Annotated in this window: 14 protein-coding genes; 8 read left to right on the top strand and 6 right to left on the bottom strand. The window is 64.2% G+C overall.

Annotated elements, in window-relative coordinates:
* Positions 1-33: 33 nt before the first annotated feature.
* Positions 34-720 carry a glutathione S-transferase family protein gene (locus ACZYOF_RS17290; protein WP_463716502.1) on the bottom strand — a complete coding sequence of 229 codons (687 nt, stop codon included), beginning with the start codon at positions 718-720 and terminating at the stop codon, positions 34-36.
* Positions 721-965: 245 nt separating this feature from the next.
* On the opposite strand from ACZYOF_RS17290, the gene ACZYOF_RS17285 reads away from it, so the two are divergent.
* A complete protein-coding gene (locus ACZYOF_RS17285; protein WP_463716501.1) occupies positions 966-2,726 on the top strand; it encodes an EF-hand domain-containing protein in 1,761 nt (586 codons plus the stop codon).
* A gap of 51 nt (positions 2,727-2,777) precedes the next feature.
* Here the strand turns inward: ACZYOF_RS17285 and ACZYOF_RS17280 are convergent, their stop codons facing one another.
* Together ACZYOF_RS17280 and ACZYOF_RS17275 are read right to left on the bottom strand one after the other, a co-directional pair.
* Positions 2,778-3,104: a hypothetical protein gene (locus tag ACZYOF_RS17280; protein WP_463716500.1), complete on the bottom strand. Its 327-nt coding sequence runs from the start codon at positions 3,102-3,104 to the stop codon at positions 2,778-2,780.
* A gap of 269 nt (positions 3,105-3,373) precedes the next feature.
* Positions 3,374-4,507 (bottom strand): site-specific DNA-methyltransferase, encoded by a 1,134-nt coding sequence (locus ACZYOF_RS17275; RefSeq protein ID WP_282526929.1) that lies wholly within the window; start codon positions 4,505-4,507, stop codon positions 3,374-3,376.
* Positions 4,508-4,907: 400 nt separating this feature from the next.
* Between ACZYOF_RS17275 and ypfJ the strand changes: the two genes are divergently transcribed.
* On the top strand, positions 4,908-5,837 hold the full coding sequence (gene ypfJ, locus ACZYOF_RS17270) for a KPN_02809 family neutral zinc metallopeptidase (protein ID WP_282526930.1): 930 nt from the start codon (positions 4,908-4,910) through the stop codon (positions 5,835-5,837).
* A 19-nt stretch (positions 5,838-5,856) separates the two neighbouring features.
* Positions 5,857-6,420, top strand: coding sequence for a molybdenum cofactor biosynthesis protein B (moaB, locus tag ACZYOF_RS17265; RefSeq protein WP_130581446.1), 564 nt, complete (start codon positions 5,857-5,859; stop codon positions 6,418-6,420).
* A 214-nt stretch (positions 6,421-6,634) separates the two neighbouring features.
* Here the strand turns inward: moaB and ACZYOF_RS17260 are convergent, their stop codons facing one another.
* Positions 6,635-7,558 carry a bifunctional helix-turn-helix transcriptional regulator/GNAT family N-acetyltransferase gene (locus ACZYOF_RS17260; RefSeq protein WP_282526931.1) on the bottom strand — a complete coding sequence of 308 codons (924 nt, stop codon included), beginning with the start codon at positions 7,556-7,558 and terminating at the stop codon, positions 6,635-6,637.
* Between the two features lie 205 nt (positions 7,559-7,763).
* Positions 7,764-8,345, bottom strand: a complete 582-nt coding sequence (locus ACZYOF_RS17255) for a glycosyltransferase (protein ID WP_130581457.1) — start codon at positions 8,343-8,345, stop codon at positions 7,764-7,766.
* 163 nt (positions 8,346-8,508) lie between these two features.
* Here ACZYOF_RS17255 and ACZYOF_RS17250 point away from each other — a divergent pair, with 163 nt between their 5' ends.
* From ACZYOF_RS17250 to ACZYOF_RS17240, 3 genes are all read left to right on the top strand, one after another.
* Positions 8,509-9,672, top strand: a complete 1,164-nt coding sequence (locus tag ACZYOF_RS17250; protein WP_130581444.1) for a PA0069 family radical SAM protein — start codon at positions 8,509-8,511, stop codon at positions 9,670-9,672.
* A gap of 218 nt (positions 9,673-9,890) precedes the next feature.
* On the top strand, positions 9,891-10,658 hold the full coding sequence (locus ACZYOF_RS17245; RefSeq protein ID WP_463716499.1) for a ribonuclease HII: 768 nt from the start codon (positions 9,891-9,893) through the stop codon (positions 10,656-10,658).
* Between the two features lie 247 nt (positions 10,659-10,905).
* A complete protein-coding gene (locus ACZYOF_RS17240; RefSeq protein ID WP_282526933.1) occupies positions 10,906-12,408 on the top strand; it encodes a glycosyltransferase family 39 protein in 1,503 nt (500 codons plus the stop codon).
* Between the two features lie 104 nt (positions 12,409-12,512).
* Here ACZYOF_RS17240 and ACZYOF_RS17235 read toward each other — a convergent pair whose 3' ends face one another.
* Positions 12,513-13,337, bottom strand: coding sequence for a uracil-DNA glycosylase (locus ACZYOF_RS17235; RefSeq protein WP_463716498.1), 825 nt, complete (start codon positions 13,335-13,337; stop codon positions 12,513-12,515).
* 143 nt (positions 13,338-13,480) lie between these two features.
* Here ACZYOF_RS17235 and ACZYOF_RS17230 point away from each other — a divergent pair, with 143 nt between their 5' ends.
* Positions 13,481-15,139, top strand: coding sequence for an electron transfer flavoprotein-ubiquinone oxidoreductase (locus tag ACZYOF_RS17230; RefSeq protein WP_130582917.1), 1,659 nt, complete (start codon positions 13,481-13,483; stop codon positions 15,137-15,139).
* A 298-nt stretch (positions 15,140-15,437) separates the two neighbouring features.
* Positions 15,438-17,222, top strand: coding sequence for a tetratricopeptide repeat protein (locus tag ACZYOF_RS17225; RefSeq protein WP_463716497.1), 1,785 nt, complete (start codon positions 15,438-15,440; stop codon positions 17,220-17,222).
* Positions 17,223-17,236: the final 14 nt, after the last annotated feature.

Raw genomic sequence — 17,236 nt, 5'->3', positions numbered from 1 at the left:
CGCGAGGCGCGTGCCGGCACGCCGGAAGGGCGCTTAAGCCACCTTGGTCTTGAGGTGGCCGAACATGAAGTTCTTCGCCTCGTCGTCCATCTCGGCCTTGAAGGTGAACTTGTCCTTCAATGCGATCGCGCGTGCGGCGGCTGGCCGCGCCGAGATCTCGTCGACCAGGCGCTTGACGTTCGGGTACTTCGCATAGCCCTCCTCGCCGAGCACGAACGACGCCAGCCGCGCCCAGCCCCAGAACGCCATGTCGACGATGCTGTAGCTGTCGCCGACCATGTAGCGGCTCTTGGCGAGATGGTCGTCAAGGATCTTGTAGTGACGATGCGCTTCGTACTGGTAGCGGTTATGCGCGTATTCCAGTTCCTTTGGCGCCGCCGTCTTGAAATGCACCGCCTGACCCGAATAGGGGCCGAGACCAGTGGCGATGAACATCAGCCAGGACAGCGTCAGCGCGCGGTTGGCCGGCGTGTTGGCGGGAAGGAATTTTCCGGTCTTCTCAGCGAGGTAGAGCAGGATCGCGTTGGAGTCGAACACGAACACGCCGTCATCGTCGATCGCCGGCACCTTGGCGTTCGGGTTGACCTTCAAAAATTCCGGCTTGAACTGCTCGCCCTTGCGGGTGTCGACCGGTATTGCCTCGAAGGCGAGGCCGGATTCTTCCAGGAACAGTGCGACCTTGTTCGGGTTCGGTGCTCCGTTGAAGTAGAATTTGAGCATCAAGTCTCTCCCTTATGCTTGTTGCTGGTAGGTCAGGATGGGCGCCTTCATGCGTCGGCGCCTTCGAAAGTGCAACCGAAGATGTCGTGAGGACGGGCGATCCGGCGGTCGAATAGTAAGGACCGAACCGGGAATGCCGCATGCCTCGGCAATCAAGCGTTTACTGTCCCGCGTTTCAACAACAGGTAGCAACTTGCTTTGAGTGCATCTTTCGCTTATTGGCCGACAGGTTCGGAGATATGGACATGCATCTGTTTCCGCAATTGCGCTCTGCCCGCTTGATTGGTCTCGTCGCCGCCATTGTTGCTGGCCCGACGGCGGCGGTTTCGCAGGGATCGACCGCTCAGCCTCCAGCGGCGCGCGCCGTCATACCGGACGGGGAGATGCTGCTGCTCTCTCAGATGCCCACCAGCGTGGCGCTCGACCGCTATCTCGAACAATTGCGCACCGATTTTTTCATCCTCGATGCCGATAGCGACGGAAAGATCATACAGCGCGATGCCGATCTGCACACGTTGATGGAAACGATCGAGATGCGGACCAATTCGTGGACAGCGGTGATGCGCTACGACCTCGACGGAGATGGCTCGGTGACCGAGGACGAAGCCCGCCGCGTCGCAAGGTACGACCACAGGACGTCTCGCGCGGCGGCCGCATTTGGCAAATCACCGCCGGGCAACGCTGAGGAGTTCGTCGAGCGGATCGTCGGTTCGATCATGGAGCTCGATACCGACAAGGATGGCAAGGTCGGTCTTGCCGAAGCCGGTAAATTCCGCCAGTCCAGCAAGCAGCAGTACGTCGCGCTGAACGGTCAGTCGGGGCGCGTGCGCCGGGCGCTGACACTTGAGGGCGCGGCGGGAGAGCTATCGCTCGCCAACTATCAGGCGGCGGGTGAAATGCTGTTTCGCAAGATCGACGCGGACAATGACGGCAAGATCTCGCCGCAGGAACTGGACAACTATAGGCGTAGGCCCGAGCCGGCCGACGCGAAGTCCGGAAATGACGCGGCCGAAGCCGCGCAGAAGCACTTGCGCGAGCAGGCGGAGATCGCGCGCAAGAAGCAGGAGGCGATCGACGCGGAACGGGCGGCATGCGCGATGCCAGCGGCTTCCGAGAAAGCTAAAATTGTGCTTTTGGGCTCCTATGAGACCGAGGCGCTATCGAGCGTCACCATCGGCTCGCAGGATGCCGTTGTGCATGCGGGACGTGTCAATGTCGAGCCGGGAGACGATCCACTCTATGTGGTGATCGCAAGCTACAGGCCAACCATCTGGCAATTCAGCGGCGCGGTGGAGCGGGTCGAGCGGGTGGTGCTGACCAGTTTGAGTAGCGGTCGGAGCAGCGGCAATGCGCAGCAGTCACCGGCCGTCGGCGCGACAGGTATCCCGCGTGAGCGCATCAGCCTCTTCTCGCGATCCAACTGCTTGAGCTATTTCAGCGAAGCTCCTTCAAGCGGGTCGCTGCAGGCGGTTGCCGCCATTCGCCTTTCGGCGGGCAAGTCGCCGGACGTTGTTGCGGCCAAATATTCGGTGGGCGCCTACAACATTCCGTCCGGAAGGATCGATACGGTGAGAGAGCAGCGCAAGCAGGGGCTCGTCATCCGCAAGAGCGAGGGCACACTCAACATCATCGGCAATACCAGCAACATCCTCATCGAGGCCGGCCCGAGCCGCGCGCGAGATGATATGCAGAGCTACTGGCCCGGCGGAGTTGTCGAAATTGATCCGAAGGCGGTCGTCGCCAGCGAGCCTGTTGCAACCTATGAAGTGCTTCCCGCGCAGGCGGGCCTGGTGCAGTTGCTCGCGAACGGAACTGTGACGCAGAACAGCTCAGGCGAATTCATCGTTCGCAAGAACATCCGCTTTCCACCGGGGCTCTATGGCGCGCATTCCGTCACTTTCCTCATTATGAAAGGGGCGCCGTATCCTGAAGGCGATCCGGGACACTCCTGCGTGATCGTGGAAGAGACCGGCGAAAGCAAGGGCGCTGTCTGTCGCTCGCGCTGATCGTGCCTGCGACTGCCCGCTGCTTTTGGAGCGGACGGCGTGCAGCGTCGATCAGCCGACGTAGAACAGACCAACCGCGCTCGCGACGATCAGCGCGACGCCCGCCAGGTCCAGTAGCGCCGCAAAACGGGTTGCCGTGTGCAAATCAGAGACGTGAGCGGCACGCTCGGCGCTGCGCCCATAGCCGTGCGTGATGATGTCCTCGGTGAACTGGCCATGCGCCTCCAATGCGCTCGTCAGTCCGACGGAGACCAGAAGGACGCCGAAGATGCCGAGGCCGAAAAAGCCGAGCAGACCGAAAAGCAATATCGGGAACATGCCGACAAAGAAGATCGGCAACAGCGGCACAAGCAGAAACGTTTCGGATTGTCTGCGCATCGGGCAATCCAATCGAAACAGCGACCGATAATGGGAGTCTAGGCCCTTTGTTCGGGCCGAATCAAGGCACGAACGTTCAACACGGCGTCATCTTGGCGCGCAGATATTGGTGGGCACGCTTCGCTTTGCCAACCCTACCGTTCCGTCATTCCGGGATGCGCCGTCAGGCGCAGGCCGGGAATCCATTGCGTCGCAGGCGCAGGTGGTGAAATGGATTCCGGGTTCTCGCTTGCGCGAGCCCCGGAATGACGGAGAGATTTCGAGGAAGTTCAGCCCACGGCCATCCCGGAGCGGATTTCGGCGCGCAATTCGTCGATCAGCCTGAGGCCGTTCTTGGTTTCGACGTGCCAGAAGGTCCAGCCGTTGCAGGCGCCGGAGCCTTGGGCGACCGCGCCGATGCGGTGGATCGAGCCGACCTTGTCCCCTAACATGATGGCGCCGTCGGCGCGCACGAGGGCGCCGACCCGCTTCTTGGCGTCGACGAGTTTCGCGCCCGGCATGATCATGCCGCGCTCGATCAGTTCGGAGAAGGCGACGCGCGGCGCCTCGCGCGCGGTCATGAACGGGGCGAGCGTTTCCTGCGGCAGCGGCTCGATGGCGGCGATGCGCGCTTCGGCGGCGGCGGCATAGGCCGCATCGCGCTCGATGCCGAGATAGCGGCGGCCGAGACGTTTCGCCACGGCGCCGGTGGTGCCGGTTCCGTTGAAGGGATCGAGCACGAGATCGCCGGGCTTCGACGAGGAGAGCAGCACGCGCGCGAGAAGCTGTTCGGGCTTCTGCGTCGGATGCACCTTCTTGCCGTCCTTGCCCTTGAGGCGCTCTTCGCCAGTGCAGAGCGGGATCAGCCAGTCGGAGCGCGCCTGCACGTCCTCGTTCGCTGCCTTCAGCACCTCGTAATTGAAGGTATAGCCCTTGGCCTTCTCATCACGCGCAGCCCAGATCATGGTCTCGTGCGCATTGGTGAAGCGGCGGCCGCGGAAATTCGGCATCGGGTTCGACTTGCGCCAGACGATATCGTTCAGGAGCCAGAAGCCGAGGTCCTGCATGATCGCGCCGACGCGGAAGATATTGTGATAGGAGCCGATCACCCAGATCGTCGCCGACGGCTTCATGACGCGACGGGCGGCGAGCAGCCAGGCACGCGTGAAGTCGTCATAGGCGGCAAAGGAAGAGAACTTGTCCCACTCGTCATTGACGGCATCGACATGGGATTCGTCGGGGCGTTTGAGGTCGCCCTTGAGCTGCAGATTGTAGGGTGGGTCTGCGAACACGACGTCGACAGAACCGGCTGCAAGCTTCGACATCTCGGCGACGCAATCGCCTATGACGATTCGACTCGAAGACGTGGATTCAAATTTAGTGCGGGGCGCCCTTGCAGACGCCCCGCGACGCGACTCAACCATGACTCATAACTCTGACTCAGGCGACGCTGTCGGCGACGCGGGACTAAACAACCGACTGGCGTCACCATGATCCGCCAAAGTAAAAATCGACTTAATCGAAAATGCCACGCGACAAGTTCTGCGCATTTCGATCGCGGCGTTTTCAGATTCGAAATCGAGCGCTGCCTTGCAGCATGCATTATGCGAATTGCGCCAGCGACGGCGGAATCGGAAGAATCGAAAATCGGGTTCGTTTGCAGGCAAGCTCATGCGATTCGTGAGGACGTTGGCCGCATCAGCCATGCGCGGATAGGGCGGCGTCGCACTAGGCAATAATTGCCGGGCGGGCTATTGATTAACGGAACGGAAATTTTACGTCTGTTCCGCGTTTGCACAGGATAGGACTTAAGGGGAAGCCGCCATGCGTTACGATGATTTCCGTCGCAGCGACGACATCGAGGATCGTCGCGACCAGGGCGGATCTGGTGGCGGCGGAGGCTTCGGCCTCCCGATGGGCGGGGGCGGGCTCGGCATCGGCACCATCATCGTGCTCGGCCTGCTCGGCTATGCCTTCGGCATCGACCCGCGCATCCTGATCGGCGGCGCCGAAATCCTGACCGGCGGCGGTCAGGCGCCGACCTACCAGACCGACCGCCGGACGGCGTCCGGCAAGACCGGCGCGCCGACCGACGAAATGGGCAGCATGATCTCCGGCATCCTGGGCGAGATCGACGATCGCTGGACCGAGATCTTCCAGGCCAATGGGCAGACCTTCGCCGGTCCGAAGATCGTCTTGTTCCGTAACGCCACCAATGGCGGCCGCTGCGGCATGGCGCAGTCGGCGATGGGTCCGTTCTACTGCCCGCCGGACAAGACCATCTATCTCGATACCGGCTTCTTCCGCGAGGTCGAGACCCGGTTCCGCGGCTGCTCGGGCAGCGCCTGCAAGTTCACCGCGGCCTATATCATCGCCCATGAGGCCGGCCATCACGTGCAGAACCTGCTCGGCATCATCCCGCGCGTGACGCGGCTGCAACAGGCGGCCGACAGCAAGGCCGAGGCCAACGCGCTGCAGGTGAAGGTCGAACTGCAGGCCGACTGCCTCTCCGGCGTCTGGGTCAACCGCGAGGAGAAGAAGCGGCCGGGCTTCCTCGAGGCCGGCGACATCGACGCGGCGCTCAAGACGGCCACCGCGATCGGCGACGATACGCTGCAGCGGCAGGCGACGGGCAGGGTGGTGCCGGACTCCTTCACCCACGGCTCGGCGCAGCAACGGCGGCAATGGTTCATGACCGGCTACCAGCAAGGTACGGTGTCGGCCTGCAACACCTTTGGCCAAGGGGCGCTGTGAGATTTGGATAGCGATTGTCATGGCCTCCACAGACGAATCAAAACCGTTCATTCCGCTCAACATCGCGGTGCTGACGATTTCCGACACAAGGACGCTCGCCGACGACAAGTCCGGAACGACGCTGGCGGATCGCATCATTGCGGCCGGCCACAAGCTGGCGGCGCGCGAGATCGTCACTGACGACGTCGAGGCGATCCGTGCGGTGGTGAAGCGCTGGATCGCTGACGAGGGCGTCGATGCGATCATCACCACCGGCGGTACCGGCTTCACCGGCCGCGACGTGACGCCGGAAGCGATCGAGCCGCTGTTCGAAAAGCGGATGGACGGTTTCTCGATCGCCTTCCACATGCTGAGCCACGCCAAGATCGGCGTCTCGACGATCCAGAGCCGCGCCACCGCCGGCGTCGCGGGCGCGACCTACATCTTCTGCCTGCCCGGCTCGCCCGGCGCCTGCCGCGACGGCTGGGACGGAATTCTGGCGGCGCAGCTCGACTACCGCACGCGCCCCTGCAATTTCGTCGAGATCATGCCGCGGCTGGATGAGCACCTGCGCCGGCCGAAGGCGCAAGGCGCGACGGTCTAGTTTTCACCACGACCGTCATTCCGGGTTCGCGCTGCGCGCGCCCCGGAATGACGGCGGCGGCGATAGCACCGGTTGTGAACGATCCTCACCAGCCAAGCATACAACGCGCGCATCGTCGCGCGATAAGCCTCAGCCCGGAGCGCATGCGCTCGCTCGATATGGAAGGCGAGAAGTTCCGGGGTGACGCGCCGCGGTGGACCGCGACGCGTCAACTTCACAGCGCCCGCTCCCAGGTCTCGCCGACGAGGTCCTGCCCGAAGCTGCGATGCGGCTCGCTTTTCACCAGCACGAAGCCTGCGTCCTGATAGATTTTTCGCGCGGCGATCAGGATGCTCTGGGTCCACAGCGTGATCTTGCGGTAGCCGCAGGCCCTGGCGAAGCTGATGCATTCGCCAACCAGCCGCTTGCCGAGCCCCTGGCCGCGCCCGGCCGGGTCGATCAAGAGCAGCCTGAGCTTGGCGATGTCGTCGGAATGCCTGACCAGGAACACCGAGCCGACCGGTATCCCCTCGAGATCGGCGATCCAGCAGCGTTCGCGCGAGGCGTCGAACGAGGTCAGGAATTTTGCGACGATCTCGGCGACCAATGCCTCGAAGGATGAATCGAAGCCGTATTCGCTGGCATAGAGCGCGCCATGGCTCTGCGCCACCCAGCCCATATCGCCCGGCCGCGGATCGCGCAGCACCGCGCGTGGGGCTGCGGCCTCGCCGAGCAGCCGCTCGATGGTGCCCATCGCCCCTGTCAGGCGGACGCGATCGTCCGGCGGAAACCGCGCGAGCATCGATGCGACCTCATCGTGCGAGGTGCGGTTGATCCTGGCAAAGGTCTGCCGCCCCTTTGCGGTGAGGCCGAGCTGGTATTGCCGGCGATCGGAGGCGAGGGGGCTTCGGGTCAGAAGCCCGTCCTCATCGAATTTCTGGAGGATGCGGCTGAGATAGCCGGGATCGAGCCCGAGCTCGGTCCCGATCTCCTTCGCCGATATTTCCTCGCGATGGGCCAGCTCATAGAGCACCCGCGCCTCGCTGAGCGAGAACGGGCTTTTCAACAGATGCTGGTCGAGGACGCCGAGCTTGCGGGTGTAGAAGCGGTTGAACGCCCGCACCGCGGCGACCTGGGTTTCGGAATCCGGCTCTGACATAGGGGGCACCTCGATAGTTGCTATTGTCAAATAATTATTTGACTTTGGCAAGTATCAAGGCGCTGTCATTCCGGGGCGCGCGAAGCGCGAGCTATGATGTGCAATTGCACATCAGAGAATCCATTCATCTGCACGGTGTGCGGCCCGATGGATTCCGGGCCTGCGCCTTCGGCGCATCCCGGAATGACGAGGGAAACGTAACGTCCTACGCGACGATGATCCGGCTGCGCAGCATGGTGCGGGAGGAGCGGCCAAGCTGCCGCAATAGCCGCGCCTCGGAGCGGCGGGCATCCGGGCGGTAGCCGCCGAGCTGCTCATAGTGATCGCGTGCAATCAGGAGGCCCTGTTCGGCGGTCGGGCCGGTCAGCATGCGGGCGACGAACTTGAAGCTGTCGCGCAGGCGGGTGTCGGCGTAGGGCGAGCGGGCGTAGCGGAAGATGCCGGCGCGCGGCCGGCCGCTCATCGCGACCCCCTGGATGAACTGGGTGGTCTCCTCGATCCAGCCGCTGTCGAGCACGGCGCCGGCATGCAGGAACATCAGCCAGGGCGAGCGCGCCTGACGGGCTCCGGCCGCCAGCGCTGCGGCGCGGGTGCCGTCGAACGCCATGAAGCGGCAACCGGCGACATCGGCGACGCGTTCGATCACGTCGGACTTGGCGCCGTTCTTGGCGCGATCGACCAGCAGCACCTCTTTCACGATTCCGGACGCGGCACCCGGAACCAGCGCCGCAAGGGTCGCCACCGCGGTCCGCTCGTCGCCCTCGGTTGGAATGATCACGCTCAGCATCAACAGCGGCTTCGTTGGCTCGAAATGGGTGGAAAGCTCGAAAATTGTTATCACCTTGTCACAATCAAAACAGCCGTAGGGGTGCAGTTTTTTGCGGCAGCGCCATTGTGGAATTTCGCGAATGTGTTCTTGATTTGTTCTCACGACATGCTAGCTTCAGAGCATGAGCCGAGCATCCTCTCATGCCCTCAAGCACCCGCCGGTGACGGCGCCCTCCACACCGGCGGGTGCGCCCTCCGCGTTTCCCGAACTCGCGGTCGCGATCGAGCGCGAACGGCGGCGCGGCCGAGGCGCGCAGTCCAATGCGAGCGGCCGCTACGAGGCCGAGGCGCGCGTTACGTTCGACGACGGCTGGCAGAGCCTGGAAGACCTGCCGCCGTTCAAGACCACTGTCTCGCTCGACACCTCGCGCAAGGTCATCGCGCGCAACGACTCGCCCGACATCGGCTTCGACCGCTCGATCAATCCGTACCGAGGCTGCGAGCATGGCTGCGTCTATTGCTTCGCGCGGCCGACCCACGCCTATCTGGGCCTGTCGCCGGGACTGGATTTCGAATCGAAGCTTTTGGCAAAACCCGATGCGCCGGCGCTACTCGAGAAGGAGCTGGCCACGCCAGGCTATGAGCCGCGCATGATCGCGATCGGCACCAACACCGATCCGTACCAGCCGATCGAGCGCGAACACAAGATCATGCGGGGTATCCTCGAAGTGCTGGAGCGTGCCGGCCATCCGGTCGGCATCGTCACCAAATCGGGACTGGTGGCGCGTGACATCGACATCCTGCAGCGGATGGCAAAGCGCAACCTGGTCAAGGTCGCACTGTCGGTGACGACGCTCGATGCCAAATTGGCGCGCACCATGGAGCCGCGCGCCTCGACGCCACCGAAGCGGCTGGAAACGATCAAGCGGCTTTCGGACGCCGGCATCCCCACCACCGTGATGGTCGCGCCCGTGATCCCCGCGCTGAACGATTCGGAGATCGAGCGCATCCTCGATGCCGCAGCGCATGCCGGCGCCAAGGAAGCAAGCTACGTGCTGCTGCGGCTGCCGCTGGAAGTGCGCGACCTGTTCCGGGAATGGCTGCTCGCGAATTATCCCGATCGCTACCGCCACGTCTTCACCCTGATCCGCGACATGCGCGGCGGGCGCGACTACGACTCGCAGTGGGGGACGCGGATGAAGGGCACCGGGCCGATGGCCTGGATGATCGGCCGCAGGTTCGAGATCGCCTGCGAGAAGCTCGGCCTGAACAAGCGTCGCTCGAAGCTGACGACCGACCATTTCGTCAGGCCGAAGCAAAGCGGCGAGCAACTGAGCCTGTTCTGAGAGGCGTCATTGCGTCCCTCTCCGTCATTGCGAGGAGTCAACGGGTCCCGCATCTGGCGGGCCCGATGACAGGCTCCGCGACGAAGCAATCCATGCCTCCGCAAGCGGAGAGGTGGATTGCTTCGCTGCGCTCGCAAAGACCGGGGAATGCTGAATAATGGGGACGAGCGCCGGGTTCCCGGTTGCGCAGGTGCGGCTGCTTCAGCACAGTCGCGCCCATGATTCGGGATAAGTCCGAGAAGAAAAAGCCTGTCAAACCGGCGAAGGGCGTGATCGCGGTGACGCCGCCGAGCTTTCGGCGCGAGCGTGCGCTGATCAAGCGCGGCGTGTGGCCGATTGCCGGCTGCGACGAGGCCGGGCGCGGCCCGCTGGCCGGTCCCGTCGTGGCCGCGGCCGTGGTGCTCGACCCGAAACGCATTCCAAAAGGCATCGATGATTCGAAGCGGCTGACGGCGGAACGGCGGGAAGAGCTGTTCGAGCAGATCTGCGCGACGTCAGCCTTCGCTGTCGCCTTCGCCTCGCCCGCGCGAATCGATCGCGACAATATTCTGCGCGCCTCGCTCTGGGCGCTGGCGCGCGCGGTGCAGGCGCTGCCCGAGCAGCCCAAGCATGTCTTCGTCGACGGCCGCGACAAGGTCGCCGTCACCTGCGATTGCGAGGCCGTAATCGGCGGTGACGGCATCGTGATGTCGATCGCGGCCGCCTCCATCATCGCCAAGGTGACGCGCGACCGGCTGATGTGCGCGCTGGCGATGGATTGCCCCGGCTATGGCTTCGAGCAGCACAAGGGCTATGCGGTGCCGGAACATCTGGAGGCGCTGGATCGCTTGGGGCCGAGCGCGCATCACCGCAGCTTCTTTGCGCCCGTGATCGCCGCCCGGCAGAAGCATTTCCCGGAAACGATCGAGCCCGATCTCTTCACGGTGGACCCGACGGTCGAGACGGTGGACCCGACAATCGAGGCCGAGGCGACCGCCGCGATCTAGATCGCGTCGGAACCTAAGTTGCTCTCAGCCCGTCATCGCCCGGCTTGGCCGGGCGATCCAGTATTCCAGAGACGGCAGTGCTTGAACCGAGAAGCCGCCGTGTACTGGATGCCCCGCTTGAAGCGGTGCATGACGGCGGAGTGCGTCGTTGGCAATCGAGCTGTCCTCACGCCGGTTGCTTCCGTCGCGTGCGGCCTTTATCAAGTTTGCGGGTCGATTGAGGGCTGGTTCTGGGCATTTTGGGCGCATGCGTTTCACCTCCCTGGTCGTCGAACTGATCCGCGCCCGGCCCCGGCTCGTGGTCTGGATCGTGGTGCTGGCGCAGGCGGCGCTGTGGCTGCTGGTGCCGCTCTTGATCTATCGCAGCCCGCCCGGCGACGTCGCGACCGTGCTCGCCTTCGGCCGGGAATATCAGGTCGGCACCGATCTCGGCCCGCCGCTCGCGTTCTGGCTCGCCGACATCGCGTTCCGCGCCGCCGGCAATCACGTTTTCGGCGTCTATCTCCTGGCGCAGATTTGCGGGATCGCGACCTTCGTGAGCCTCTATCACCTCGGCCGCGCCATCATCGGCGGGCAGCAGGCGGTGCTGGCCGTGCTGCTGACGATGACGGTCGCCGCCTTTTCTTCGCCCGGCCTCGAGTTCGGGCCGCTGGTGTTGGCACGGCCGTTGTGGGCGCTCTTGCTGCTGCATTCCTGGCAATTGTTCGGCCAGAACCGGCGCAGCGCCTGGTTTGCCTGGTCGATCGATTGCGGCCTGTTGTTGCTGACGACGCCGGTGGCGATCGGGATGATCCTGTTGGTCGCGGCCTTTGCGCTGGCGACCGCGCGCGGACGCCGCACGCTGGCATCGCTTGATCCGCTGTTCGCGCTGCTCGTGGTGATCGTGCTGGCGCTGCCTTATTTGATCTGGCTGATGCGGTCGGATGTTGTGACGCTGCCGCCGCTGCCTGATGTCGCGGATTTGCGCGCGCGGGTGATGCGCTCCGGCGTCCTGCTCGGCGGCCTGGTGGTGTCGATGGCCGGCATCGCGCTGCTGCTCGCCGTCAATTCTCCCTGGTTCGCCCGCAAGCCGGAGGAGGCGCCGATCATCAACCGGCCGCCGCTTGATCCCCTGGGACGGCAGTTCGTCTATTTCTTCGCCTTCGCGCCGGCGCTGATTGGTAGCCTGCTCGCCGGCCTGTTCCGTCTCGACCACGTGGTCGGCGGCGCCGGCGTCGCGCTGCTGCTGTCGGGATTGGCCGTGATCGTCAACGCCGGCGATCTCATCCACCTCTACCGCCAGCGGTTCCTACGCTCGGCCTGGGCGGCGACGATTGCCGCGCCGGCCTTGGCGGTTCTCGCGGCGACGCTGTTCGTGCCCTGGACCGGCACAGCCGAAGTGCGGACCTCGATGCCGGCCGCCTCGATCGGGCATTTCTTCGCCGACAGTTTTGAGCGGCGCACCAACCAGCGGCTGCGCGCGGTGGCCGGCGATCCCGAGCTTGCGGGCCTGATCGCGATGGACCCGCAGCGCCCGCATCTGTTGCTGGAAGGAAAGCCGCGGACGCCCTGGCTTTCGCCGGCGAAGTTCAACGAGACCGGCGGGCTGATCGTCTGGCGCGCGTCCGACACATCGGGCATGCCGCCGCCCGAGATCGCGCAACGTTTCCCCGGACTGGTGCCGGAAGTGCCGCGATCGTTCGAATGGCTGGTCAACGGCCGTCAGCCGCTGCTCAGGATCGGCTGGGCCATCGTGCGGCCGAAGGGGTAGGTGAGAAGCGCTAGGGTAGGCAAAGCGCAGCGTGCCCACCATCTAACGGCGTGCTCGGAATGGTAGGCACGCTGCGCTTTGCCCACCCTACCGGCCTTTGCCCCCTACGCGGGAGTCTGCCCCAACACCTTCGCGATGGCGCGGAGGTCTTGCCATGACATCCGCTTGTAGGAGGGCGAGCGCAGGAGATAGGCGGGGTGGAAGGTGGCGATGGCGCGGATCACCCGGGTGCCGGTGTCGTAGTCGGACCATTTCCCGCGGGTGCGCATGATGCCCTCGCGCGTGCCGATCAGCGCCTGCGTCGAGGGATTGCCGAGCGTGACCAGCACGTCGGGATTCACGAGCTCGATCTGGCGCTGGATGAAGGGCAGGCACACCTGCGTCTCCTGCGGCGTCGGCGTGCGGTTGCCCGGCGGCCGCCACGGGATCACGTTGGCGATATAGGCCTTGCTGCGGTCGAGCCCGATCGCCGCGATCATGCGGTCCAGGAGCTTGCCGGAGCGGCCGACAAAGGGCAGCCCCTCGATGTCCTCGTCACGCCCGGGCGCTTCGCCCACGAACATCACCCGCGCCGCCGGATTGCCGTCGGCGAATACCAATTTCGTCGCGGTATGCTTCAGCGCGCAGCCGTCGAAATTCGCAAGCAGCGTCCGCAGCGCGTCCAGCGTCGGCGCGGTCCGCGCCGCCTCGCGTGCGGAGGCAACCGCCGCATCCGGCGCGATGGTGATTTCGCCGCGCGGAACTGCCGGCGCCGCAGGCGGCACCTCCCGCTGCGGACGCGGCGGCGTCATCTCGCGCGGCGGGGCGGCGGGAACAGGCTCCGCCTCCGCAAGCCGGTTGACCGGCTCGTCAACAAGCGCGCAATCGACCCCGGCCTCGAGGTAAAAGGCCAGCAATTGCTTTAAGGTAGGGGCGGGCTCGGGCGTCATGGTGGGATACAGGTCCTCCGCCCGCAATTTAGGATGCATCGCGCCGCCGCGAAATGCATTTCAATGGTTGTCCTCGCGACAAAAATCGGAAACAACGCAGCCTAGCCAATTAGAAGCGTTCTCAACCGGGCTGAGAAGAGACCATGAGCACCGAAGAATTACCGCCCCGCGAATCCATGGAATTCGACGTCGTGATCGTCGGCGCCGGACCGTCGGGCCTCTCGGCTGCGATCCGGCTGAAACAGCTCAATCCCGATCTCAACATCGTCGTGGTGGAGAAGGGTTCCGAGGTCGGCGCGCATATCCTCTCCGGTGCGGTGATCGATCCGGTGTCGCTCGACAAATTGATTCCGGACTGGCGCGAGGATGCCGACTGTCCGCTGAAGACCCAGGTGAAGGACGACCGCTTCTACTGGATGACGGCGGCCGGTGCGATCCGGCTGCCGGCCTTCATGATGCCGCCGTTGATGAACAATCATCACTGCTATATCGGCTCGCTCGGCAATGTCTGCCGCTGGCTGGCGCCGAAGGCGGAAGCGCTCGGCGTCGAGATCTATCCGGGCTTTGCTGCCGCCGAAGTGCTCTATGACGACAACGGCAATGTGCGCGGCATCGCCACCGGCGACATGGGCATCGCCAAGGACGGCTCGCACAAGGACTCCTACACCCGCGGCATGGAGCTCGTCGGCAAATACACGCTGTTCGCCGAAGGCGCGCGCGGCAGCCTGTCGAAGCAGCTCATCGCGAAGTACCAGCTCGATGCGAAGAGCGAGCCGCCGAAATTCGGCATCGGATTGAAAGAGGTATGGCAGATCGATCCCGCCAAGCACCAGAAGGGCCTGATCCAGCATTCCTTCGGCTGGCCGCTCAACAATTCCACCGGCGGCGGCTCGTTCCTCTATCACTACGACGACAACCGCGTCGCCGTCGGCTTCGTCGTGCATCTCAACTACGACGATCCGTATCTGTCGCCGTTCGACGAATTCCAGCGCTTCAAGACGCACCCTTCCGTCCGTGCCGTGCTCGAAGGCGGCAAGCGGCTCGCCTATGGCGCGCGTGCCATTACCGAGGGCGGCTATCAATCGGTACCGCGGCTGACCTTCCCGGGCGGCGCGCTGATCGGCTGCGCGGCCGGCTTCGTCAACGTGCCGCGCATCAAGGGCGTGCACAACGCGATGGGCAGCGGCATGCTCGCCGCCGAGCATGTCGCGGCGGCGATCGGCGCCGGCCGCGCCAATGACGAACTCGTGGAATATGAAAACGCCTGGCGCGATTCCGCCATCGGCAAGGACCTGCATCGTGTCCGCAACGTCAAGCCGCTATGGTCGAAGTTCGGCACTGTGATCGGCGTCGCGCTCGGCGGCTTCGACATGTGGTGCAACACGCTGGGCTTCTCGCTGTTCGGAACCCAATCGCACGCAAAGCCCGATCGCAAGACGCTGGACCCGGCGAAACAGCACACGTCGATCGCCTATCCGAAGCCGGACGGCAAGATCTCGTTCGACAAATTGTCCTCGGTGTTCCTCTCCAACACCAACCATGAGGAGGACCAGCCGGTTCATCTCAAGGTCGCCGACATGAACCTGCAGAAGACGTCGGAGCACGACGTCTACGCCGGCCCCTCCAATCGCTATTGCCCGGCCGGTGTCTATGAATGGGTCGAGGAAGCCTCAGGCCCGCGCTTCCAGATCAACGCGCAGAACTGCGTCCACTGCAAAACCTGCGACGTGAAGGACCCGAACGGTAACATCACCTGGGTTCCGCCGGAGGGCGGTGGCGGGCCCAACTACGAGGCGATGTGACCGCGGCGATATAGGAATGGCCGGCCCGACCACGATTGTGTGAGTGGAGGCCCGGATAATCCGGCAAGACCGGTCACGATACCGCCACACTGAAGGCGTTTCGGGTATTAACGGTCAAATCGGCGGCTTTGAGGGCTATTCTGCTAATTGATTCGCCACCCGTGTCCTTGCGATTGGAGGCCAAAAACGGCATTGTCGCTGGCCGGGATGCCGCCGCTTGGGTTCGCATTCGACACTGATCCTGAGAGATCGCCGCCGTTAATCCCGCCGTTAATCCCTTGGAGCAAGGCGAACCGTGATGCTTTCTACACGCTTTAACCGCTGGACGATTGCTGCTCTCAGCCTGGCCATGCTCGCCGCACCTGGCGCGCTCTATGCGCAGACGCCGGATCATCCCGCCGACAACGCGGCGCAGTTTCCGAGCAAGAACGACCTGAAATCGCTGACCACGGCCGGCAGCTATCTCGCCGCCCGCCACGCCAGCGTCGAGCGCGACGCGGCGTCCGCTGCGGCATTTTACCGCTCGGCACTCCGTACCGACCCGAAGAACAACGAACTGCTCGACCGCGCCTTCATCTCCTCGCTGGCCGAAGGCGACATCGACGAGGCCGTCAAGCTCGCGGACCGCATCCTCGCGCAGGACAAGTCCAACCGCGTGGCGCGGCTCGTCGTCGGCGTGCGCGACCTGAAGCTGAAGAAGTACGCGGCCGCGCAGGTCAGCGTCAACCAGTCGATCCGCGGACCGATCACCGACCTGGTCGCGACGCTGCTGGCAGCCTGGGCGAGCTATGGCGCGGGCGATGCCAAGGTGGCGGTCGCCAACATCGACAAGCTCACCGGTCCGGAATGGTATCCGCTGTTCAAGGATCTCCACGCCGGCATGATCCTGGAGCTTTCCGGCAAGGAGAAGGACGCGGGCACCCGCTTCGAGCGCGCCTACAAGCTCGATGATTCCATGTTGCGGATCGTGGACGAATATGCGCGCTGGTCGTCGCGCAACAAGGATGCGGCTGCCGCGACGTCCCTCTATGAGGCCTTCGACAAGAAGTTGCCGCGCCACCCGCTGGTCCAGGAGGGCATCCGCGAGGCCAAGGCCGGCAAGAAGCTATCGCCGCTGGTCGATTCGGCGCAGGCCGGCGCGGCCGAAGCGCTCTATGGCATCGGCGCGACGCTGACGCGCCGCGGCGGCGAGGATCTGGCGCTGGTCTATCTGCAGCTTGCGCTGTACCTGCAGCCCAATCATCCGCTGGCGCTGCTCTCGCTCGCGGACCTCTATGAGAGCGTCAAGAAACCGCAGATGGCGATCAAGATCTATGAGCGGATGCCGGCCTCATCGCCGCTGAAGCGCAACGCGCAGATCCAGCTTGCGACCGATCTCGACGCCGCCGACCGCAGCGACGAGGCGATCAAGATCCTGAAGGAGCTCACCTCCGATTCGACGAAGGACATCGAGGCCATCATGGCGCTCGGCAATATCGAGCGTGGCCGCAAGAAATTCGCCGATTGCGCCGGCACCTACACGCAGGCGATCGATGCGATGCCGACGGCCGGCGACAAGAACGCCTGGGTCACCTACTACTACCGCGGCATCTGCGAGGAGCGCTCCAAGCAGTGGACCAAGGCTGAAGCCGACATGCGCAAGGCGCTGGAGATGCAGCCCGAGCAGCCGCATGTGCTGAACTATCTCGGCTATTCCTGGATCGATCAGGGCATCAATCTCGACGAAGGCATGAAGATGATCAAGCGTGCCGTCGAGCAGCGCCCCGACGACGGCTACATCGTGGATTCGCTCGGCTGGGCCTATTACCGCATCGGCAATTACGATGAGGCGGTGAAGCAGCTCGAGCGCGCCATCGACCTCAAGCCGGAAGATCCGACCATCAACGACCATCTCGGCGACGCCTATTGGCGGGTCGGCCGCACGCTGGAAGCCAAGTTCCAGTGGGCGCATGCGCGCGACCTCAAGCCGGAGGCCGACGAGCTGCCGAAGATCGAAGCCAAGATCGAGAACGGCCTGCCGGAGGACGCCCCTAATAACGCCGCCGCCGTCGAGAAGAAGAAAGAAGACGGCAAGGGCGGCTGATCCAAAGAGATTAT

Source organism: Bradyrhizobium sp. LeoA1Lang, assembly GCF_055413685.1.
This window is presented reverse-complemented; position numbering and strand designations above follow the sequence as displayed.